12 protein-coding genes and 1 pseudogene are annotated in these 6266 nt (G+C 59.7%); 11 read left to right on the forward strand and 2 right to left on the reverse strand.

The window, feature by feature from the left end:
* Window positions 1-140: 140 nt before the first annotated feature.
* The 9 genes from AADX97_RS28325 (at window position 141) to AADX97_RS28365 (ending at window position 4527) form a co-directional block, all read left to right on the forward strand.
* Window positions 141-473 carry a hypothetical protein gene (locus AADX97_RS28325; protein ID WP_374237501.1) on the forward strand — a complete coding sequence of 111 codons (333 nt, stop codon included), beginning with the start codon at window positions 141-143 and terminating at the stop codon, window positions 471-473.
* Between the two features lie 265 nt (window positions 474-738).
* Window positions 739-882 (forward strand): DUF6516 family protein, encoded by a 144-nt coding sequence (locus tag AADX97_RS28330; protein ID WP_374237502.1) that lies wholly within the window; start codon window positions 739-741, stop codon window positions 880-882.
* A complete protein-coding gene (locus tag AADX97_RS28335) occupies window positions 879-1235 on the forward strand; it encodes a hypothetical protein (protein WP_374237503.1) in 357 nt (118 codons plus the stop codon). The genes AADX97_RS28330 and AADX97_RS28335 overlap by 4 nt, the downstream gene beginning before the upstream one ends.
* A 29-nt stretch (window positions 1236-1264) precedes the next feature.
* Window positions 1265-1519: a type II toxin-antitoxin system HicA family toxin gene (locus AADX97_RS28340; RefSeq protein WP_374237504.1), complete on the forward strand. Its 255-nt coding sequence runs from the start codon at window positions 1265-1267 to the stop codon at window positions 1517-1519.
* Window positions 1516-1851 carry a type II toxin-antitoxin system HicB family antitoxin gene (locus AADX97_RS28345; RefSeq protein WP_374237505.1) on the forward strand — a complete coding sequence of 112 codons (336 nt, stop codon included), beginning with the start codon at window positions 1516-1518 and terminating at the stop codon, window positions 1849-1851. Before AADX97_RS28340 ends, AADX97_RS28345 begins: the two co-directional genes overlap by 4 nt.
* Window positions 1852-1861: 10 nt before the next feature.
* On the forward strand, window positions 1862-3250 hold the full coding sequence (locus tag AADX97_RS28350; RefSeq protein ID WP_374237506.1) for a UvrD-helicase domain-containing protein: 1389 nt from the start codon (window positions 1862-1864) through the stop codon (window positions 3248-3250).
* A gap of 31 nt (window positions 3251-3281) precedes the next feature.
* Window positions 3282-3623, forward strand: coding sequence for a 3'-5' exonuclease (locus tag AADX97_RS28355; protein WP_374237507.1), 342 nt, complete (start codon window positions 3282-3284; stop codon window positions 3621-3623).
* Between the two features lie 368 nt (window positions 3624-3991).
* Entirely contained in the window at window positions 3992-4252 is a 261-nt protein-coding gene (locus AADX97_RS28360; protein WP_213456595.1) for a DUF4160 domain-containing protein, read from the forward strand.
* Window positions 4207-4527, forward strand: a complete 321-nt coding sequence (locus tag AADX97_RS28365; protein ID WP_374237508.1) for a DUF2442 domain-containing protein — start codon at window positions 4207-4209, stop codon at window positions 4525-4527. The genes AADX97_RS28360 and AADX97_RS28365 overlap by 46 nt, the downstream gene beginning before the upstream one ends.
* Window positions 4528-4597: 70 nt before the next feature.
* On the opposite strand, the pseudogene AADX97_RS28370 reads toward AADX97_RS28365, so the two are convergent.
* A pseudogene (locus AADX97_RS28370) lies at window positions 4598-4690 on the reverse strand (ATP-binding cassette domain-containing protein); the annotation flags it as partial.
* 65 nt (window positions 4691-4755) lie between these two features.
* Here AADX97_RS28370 and AADX97_RS28375 point away from each other — a divergent pair.
* Window positions 4756-4950, forward strand: coding sequence for an IS4 family transposase (locus tag AADX97_RS28375; protein ID WP_374237509.1), 195 nt, complete (start codon window positions 4756-4758; stop codon window positions 4948-4950).
* Between the two features lie 249 nt (window positions 4951-5199).
* On the opposite strand, the gene AADX97_RS28380 is transcribed toward AADX97_RS28375, so the two are convergent.
* Entirely contained in the window at window positions 5200-5547 is a 348-nt protein-coding gene (locus AADX97_RS28380) for a DUF1428 domain-containing protein (protein ID WP_374237510.1), read from the reverse strand.
* A 368-nt stretch (window positions 5548-5915) separates the two neighbouring features.
* Here AADX97_RS28380 and AADX97_RS28385 point away from each other — a divergent pair, with 368 nt between their 5' ends.
* On the forward strand, window positions 5916-6149 hold the full coding sequence (locus AADX97_RS28385; protein ID WP_374237511.1) for a transposase: 234 nt from the start codon (window positions 5916-5918) through the stop codon (window positions 6147-6149).
* Window positions 6150-6266 lie beyond the last annotated feature (117 nt).

The raw sequence follows: 6266 nt of genomic DNA on the forward strand, positions 1-6266 counted from the left end.
TCGGTGGCCGCTTTGCGCCGGAATCGGTGGCCGCTTTGAACCGGAACGAGTGGCCGGTTTGAACCAGAATGGGTGGCCGCTTTAAATCAGATTGGGTGGCCGGATTGGGCCGGAATACGCAGGTATACAGAGAATTGGCCATGACCAGGCCGATGACAGAAGGTCATATTCCATGCTCGCCAGATTCAGTATCGAGCCGTTCCAACACCCATGACATGGTGCCCAAAATGCAAATCAGTTTCACGCCTGAGCTGATTGCCGAGCGTCTCCGGAGCACAACATCGCTCGGCCACAACCTGATGCGCTGCCGCGACCCGGCCTGCCCACAGCGCCAGGACTGCGCCCGATGGTTGGACAGATTCACGGATGCACAAGGTGTCCCACATGCTCCGAGCCTCTATCAGTTCAACCCGGCGGATGCAGACGAGCCTTGCATGGCCTTCGTGGCGATGACGCAGACGTCCCATGCGTGATCTCCAGCCTACGCCTGGGCCCGCCGAGCGCCGAGAACTGGAATGTCTTGATCGCTTGCGCCTTCAACGACGAGGCCCACGCCACGGAGTTCAACAAGCTCGGACGCATCCCGGTGCTCAGGGCGCGCATGAATCCGAACGCTATAAGGGCCAACAGGACGAGATCCTTGTCGAAATGGTCATTTGGCGTTGACCCAAGGCGACCGATGAGCGGCCTCATGGGCTTAAGTATCGGCTCTTCTGCGGTCGCTCCGGCGACTGCCTGGTGCGTTACGACAACGAGTCCGGCAAGGGTGATCATCGGCACGATGGTCCTCGCGAGGAACACTACGTTTTCGAGTCCGTTGAGCGGCTCGTTGATGATTTTCGGCAAGATTGTGCCCGTCTGGCGGGCTGGAGGTGGGAATGAAGCGCATCGAGATCAGTATCCTGAAGCCGTCCGCTGCGTTGCAGGCGTTCACTCAGACCTGGCAGGACGCACAGATGGAAGAAGCCGTCACGCCTCGGCTCGTATTCGGGAGCTTCGGCGAATTTTTCGCCGAGCTGACAGAACGGCGTCTCACCCTGCTGGGTCAAGTGGCCGCTCATGAGGGACAGGGGGTTGAGCAACTCGCGCAAGTCATTGGTCAACCCCCTGAGACCGTGCGCGCGGACGCGACGGCCTTAGTGGAACTTGGGCTATTGGATCAAAATGCGGATGGCGGACTGTCCGCGCCCTACGATGAAATCCTGATCCATGCCGACATCCGCGATGCCGCGTGACACATCACTCGGGTTGATCCGGTCGGTCCATGAATAGCAAGCATCGAAAGACGTTGCAGGCGATTTTTGCCGATCCGGTCAGACCGGCCATCCCATGGCGCGACATTGAAGCCCTGTTTGTCGCGCTCGGAGCCGTCGTGAGGGAAGGGGCCGGTTCGCGAGTCAACGTCCTATTGAACGGCCGTGTCGCCGTGCTGCACCGACCTCATCCGCAAAAAGAAACGGACAAAGGTGCCGTGAGATCCGTGCGCCGATTTTTATCTGAGGCAGGTATTACACCATGATGGAATACAAAGGCTATATCGGACGCGTTGCACTCGACGACGAGGCCGGTTTGTTTCACGGCGAGGTCATCAATGCGCGTGATGTCATCACCTTTCAGGGCACCAGCGCGGAGGACGTCAAGCGAGAGTTTCGTGCCTCCATCGATGTCTATCTTGCCTTCTGCGCCGAGCAGGGAAAGGAACCCGATCGCCCGGACGCGGGGCATTTGGTGTTGGATATCGCACCGGAACTGCAAACCGCGATGATTCGCGCGGCCACGCGTGAGCAGAAGAGTCTGGACGCCTGGATCCTTGACAGATTGGTCGCAGGCGTCGGCGGCTATCCTGCGTAGGGTTTGATCGTTGAACTTCCGCATCGCCGACACCTTCACCGACAGTCTCGCCCGCCTCGCGGGCGACGAGCAGAAGGCCGTCAAGACCACCGCGTTCGACTTGCAGATCAATCCGGCCAACCCCGGCCTCGCGTTTCACAAACTCGACAAGGCGCGGGATAAGAATTTCTGGTCGGTCCGGGTCAGCGGCGACATCCGCTTGATCGTCCATCGGGCCTCGGGGAGCCTCTTGCTGTGCTACGTGGATCACCACGACCGTGCCTACGCCTGGGCCGAGCGCCGCAAACTGGAGGTCCATCCGCAAGCCGGTGCCGTGCAGTTGGTCGAGATTCGCGAGCGCATCGAATGGGACAAGTGGACCATCTTTCTCCACCCCGCCCAGCGCCAATGGGTCGAGCGCGAGTTCAACGGCCCGGCGCGCGTCTGCGGGTCCGCCGGGACCGGGAAGACCATCGTCGCGCTGCATCGCGCGGTCTTTCTCGCGCGCCAACATCCGGAGAGTCGCGTCCTGCTGACGACCCTCTCCGAGACGCTGGCGAATGCGCTGCGCACCCAACTCCGACGCCTGATCAGCACCGAGCCACGGCTCGCCGAACGGCTGGACGTCGACACCATCGATGCCGTCGGCAGCCGGCTGTCTGCGCGACATCTCGGGCCGGCACGATTGGCCACGGATGAGCAGATCCGCCGCTTGATCGCCGAGGCGAGCACGGCGGCCGGCAATCAGACGTTCGGTCTCGGTTTCCTGCGTTCGGAATGGACGGATCTGGTCGACGCCTGGCAGTTGAAGACGTGGGATGACTATCGGGATGTCAAGCGCCTGGGACGCAAGACGCGTCTGCCGGAGTCCCGGCGAGCCGCCCTCTGGACCATCTTCGAGGGCGTTCGAGCATCTCTGAGCGAGAGCGGGTTGACCACACGCGCAGCGCTGTTGACCGACCTCGCGACCCAGTTGGGCGAACGCCGACAGCGGCCGTTCGAGTTCGTGGTCGTGGATGAAGCCCAGGATCTCAGCGTGCCGCAACTGCGCCTCCTCGCAGCATTGGCTCGCCGCGTTGGCCGCAGGCCGTCCGAGCGGACTCTTCTTCGCGGGCGACCTCGGTCAGCGCATCCTGCAGCCCCCGTTCTCCTGGCTGTCCCTCGGAGTCGACATCCGAGGCCGCGCCCGAACGCTTCAGATCAACTATCGCACCTCGCATCAGATCCGAAGCCAAGCGGACCGCCTTCTCGGTCCGGAGACCTCCGATGTCGACGGCAACACCGCAGACCGCCGCGGTACCATCTCGGTCTTCAACGGTCCGGCCCCGACAATCGCCAGCTTCCAGACGCCCGCAGAGGAGGCCGGCGCGGTCGCCGCCTGGATTACCGAGCGCATCGCCGAATCCGTCCAACCGCATGAGGTCGCCATCTTCGTCCGCTCCGAGGCCGAGTTGGAGCGTGCGCGTGCCGCGGCCACTGAAACAGGACTGCCGGCCAAGATCCTGGACGAACATGTCGAGACCGACCAGGGACATCTCGCCATCGCCACCATGCATCTTGCAAAGGGACTGGAGTTTCGCGCCGTCGCCGTCATGGCCTGCGACGACGAGGTCATCCCCTCGCAGTCGCGCATCGAAACCGTGACCGACGACAGCGATCTCGCGGAGGTCTACAACACCGAGCGCCACCTACTCTACGTCGCCTGCACACGGGCACGGGATCACCTCTTCGTCAGCGGCGTTGCTCCGGCATCGGAGTTCCTGGATGACCTGCTGATTCCGCGGCGTGGGTGAAAGACGCAAAGAACACAGCCTGACTGATCTCGGATTCCTCGGTGACGCGTCAAACGAGGCACCGGCATCAAGGACGGGGACATGAGGGACACTAGAAGGCTTGTGCTATATTTCCTCGCACACATCCCGGAGGACAGCGAGTGTCCTGGAGTCAACGACGATAGACCAAGCCGGAAACGCCTGGAACGAGCAATTCGCGAGAGGTTCGGCTTCTTTATGGTCGCTTCGAGCATGCGCGTTCGGCATCCCAATGGTGGGCTAGAAATACCTTTTTCCGAAAGTCCGTGCTTGCCGGGTCTTGTCCATAAACTTCGTCCGGCCTAGGATCGTCCACAAATCGATCCGCAGACAGAGGCTGAGATCACCGGATGCCCACCATCAGCCGGTTCTTCGGTATCGTGATCCAAATGTTTTGGCGTGAGCACGCACCGCCGCATTTCCATGCCCTTTACGCTGAGCACGAAGCGCTGATCGATATCCGCACGCTAGAAGTCATTGCTGGACGACTGCCTAAGCGAGCCCTCGGCCTGACAATCGAGTGGGCCATCGAGCACCGCGAAGAATTGATGGAGGACTGGAGAATATGTCAATTGAAGCAGCTTCCGAAACAGATCGCACCATTGGAGTGATTCCAGCCGCTCCTTGGCGGGTGAAGGGATTGTCGATATTGCCGGAGTACCGTCTGGCGGTGACCTTCCAAGATGGCACCAGCGGGATCGTAGATCTCTCTGGAGTCACCGCGGCCCATGACCGCGGTATTTACGAGCCGCTCGAGGATCCGAGCTACTTCAAGCAAGCGCGTCTTGAAATGGGTGTTGTCACGTGGCCGAACGGCGCGGATCTCGACCCTGCTTGGATGTATGAGGAATTGGTCCGGTTTAAAACGTGGTCTGTCCCCGTTTAGTTCTCTTCAACACGCCCCTGATTCCGCGCTGAGCGCCCAGCTGCGCGGGCTACCAGGCCAGCACAGCGGGATCCAGCGCGCCGGTCGGCTCGTCGCAGAGCAGCACCGCCGGCTGCTTGGCCACGGTGCAGGAGATCGAAACGCGCCGCTGCTCGCCGCTTGCAGATAACTGCTGTCCGGCGAATAACGAGATTCCGTTGGGCTTCGTTCTGATCCATATGCTCCATAATGAGCCTTTCCAGACCGACTGAACCACCCGCGCGCGATACGATGGTGCGGATGGTCGCCGGCCTCGGTGGTTTCCTCAACCGCAAGGGCGACGGCTTTCCGGGTCCGCAAACGATGTGGATCGGCTTACAACACGCCGCTGATTTCGTGCTCGCGCTGCAGGCGCAGCGCGACGCGAATGGAAGTTCTGAGTAATCGCATGGCTCTTCGCCTCTTCAAAGAGGCCGTGCATATCGTCACCGGAAAGTGGCGCATCGGTCGCCTGATCAGCGTTGAGAAGTGATACGCAGCTTCGTCTACACGTTAATGTGTATAACGATCAAGCCAAATCGCCAGCGCGCGCCATAATGCTTGTAAGTATCCACGACGGTGACCGGGCTGGGTCGGCTTGCGCAACTGAATTGCGTGCCATTCTGATTCTTAGCTGCAGCCAATACACTACTCCTACGAGATATTTTCAAAGCCACCATAGATCAATCGTTTCCCATCGAAAGGCATCGGATTATTCTCTGGACTCATTCGCGGATCTGCCTGAATCCTCTTCCATCCATCATCTCTCACCTGCTTGCTTGGCCAGGTAACCCACGAAAATACTACTGTCTCGTTTTCTTTGCACTGAACGGCCATACGAAATGAGGTTACCTCCCCTTCCGGAACATCATCTCCCCAACAGTCGACTACTGCCAGAGCACCATGTTCTTTGAAAACAATCGATGCAGCTTTAGCATGAACTATATACTTCTCCTTGTTCTCATTCGGTACTGCTGCAACAAAACCATCAATATATGACATCGCGGATTACCTTTTCAGTGTCGGATTTCATTCTTTCCCAGGCGCATAAGACGTTCTAGAGTGCATGCCCCGCATCCTGTAGTAGACTGCATGCAGTCTGGCTCAGGATTAGCCTAAAAATCCCTCAAGTCAGCTCCGTCAGGACTCGCCGTGAGGTCGATGTTCCGCAGGACCGATACGGGAGCCTTGAGCGTGCAGTCAGGAAACCCGAAACCGCGATATCCCTCCGCCGGGTTTGGTCAGGGAATGGCGGCGTATTGCTCATGCTCCATTCAGGTGGCTTTGAACATGGGTCGGAGTGCCGATTGGGCGAATTACGGTGACACTTTACTATTTACAGCATTTTCCCGGTGGCATACTCGAGTTGCATGTCTCGGCTTCCACGACTCATCGTTCCCGGCGTCCCCCACCATGTGACGCAACGAGGTAACAGACGCCAACGGGTGTTCATGGAGAATGACGACGACGCGCTTTACCGAGATTGGCTCGCCCAGGCCTGTCAGTCAAACGGCGTCGAAGCTTGGTCCTACTGCCTGATGCCGAATCATGTTCACTTGATTCTCGTACCCTCTGACGAGACAGGCTTGTCACGCGCCATCTAGGGAGTTCAATCTGACCCGATAAGGCACGAAATAGCTCATGCCGGTCTCGTGTCGCGGGGTGCGGGTGGTGATGCGCCGGCTGTCCTCCCGCCGGCCGCCATCGACAGCCCCGTCGCC

This window comes from Thiocapsa sp. C2-2m (genome assembly GCF_041903745.1).
Lineage (GTDB): Bacteria > Pseudomonadota > Gammaproteobacteria > Chromatiales > Chromatiaceae > Thiocapsa > Thiocapsa roseilacustris.

What these genes read in the sequence shown, in the direction of transcription:
- AADX97_RS28340 (WP_374237504.1), top strand. Translation starts at nt 1,265, where the DNA reads ATGAATAGCAAGCATCGAAAGACGTTGCAGGCGATTTTTGCCGATCCG.
- AADX97_RS28380 (WP_374237510.1), bottom strand. Translation starts at nt 5,547, where the DNA reads ATGTCATATATTGATGGTTTTGTTGCAGCAGTACCGAATGAGAACAAG.
- AADX97_RS28325 (WP_374237501.1), top strand. Translation starts at nt 141, where the DNA reads ATGACCAGGCCGATGACAGAAGGTCATATTCCATGCTCGCCAGATTCA.
- AADX97_RS28335 (WP_374237503.1), top strand. Translation starts at nt 879, where the DNA reads ATGAAGCGCATCGAGATCAGTATCCTGAAGCCGTCCGCTGCGTTGCAG.
- AADX97_RS28345 (WP_374237505.1), top strand. Translation starts at nt 1,516, where the DNA reads ATGATGGAATACAAAGGCTATATCGGACGCGTTGCACTCGACGACGAG.
- AADX97_RS28375 (WP_374237509.1), top strand. Translation starts at nt 4,756, where the DNA reads ATGAGCCTTTCCAGACCGACTGAACCACCCGCGCGCGATACGATGGTG.
- AADX97_RS28360 (WP_213456595.1), top strand. Translation starts at nt 3,992, where the DNA reads ATGCCCACCATCAGCCGGTTCTTCGGTATCGTGATCCAAATGTTTTGG.
- AADX97_RS28365 (WP_374237508.1), top strand. Translation starts at nt 4,207, where the DNA reads ATGTCAATTGAAGCAGCTTCCGAAACAGATCGCACCATTGGAGTGATT.
- AADX97_RS28385 (WP_374237511.1), top strand. Translation starts at nt 5,916, where the DNA reads ATGTCTCGGCTTCCACGACTCATCGTTCCCGGCGTCCCCCACCATGTG.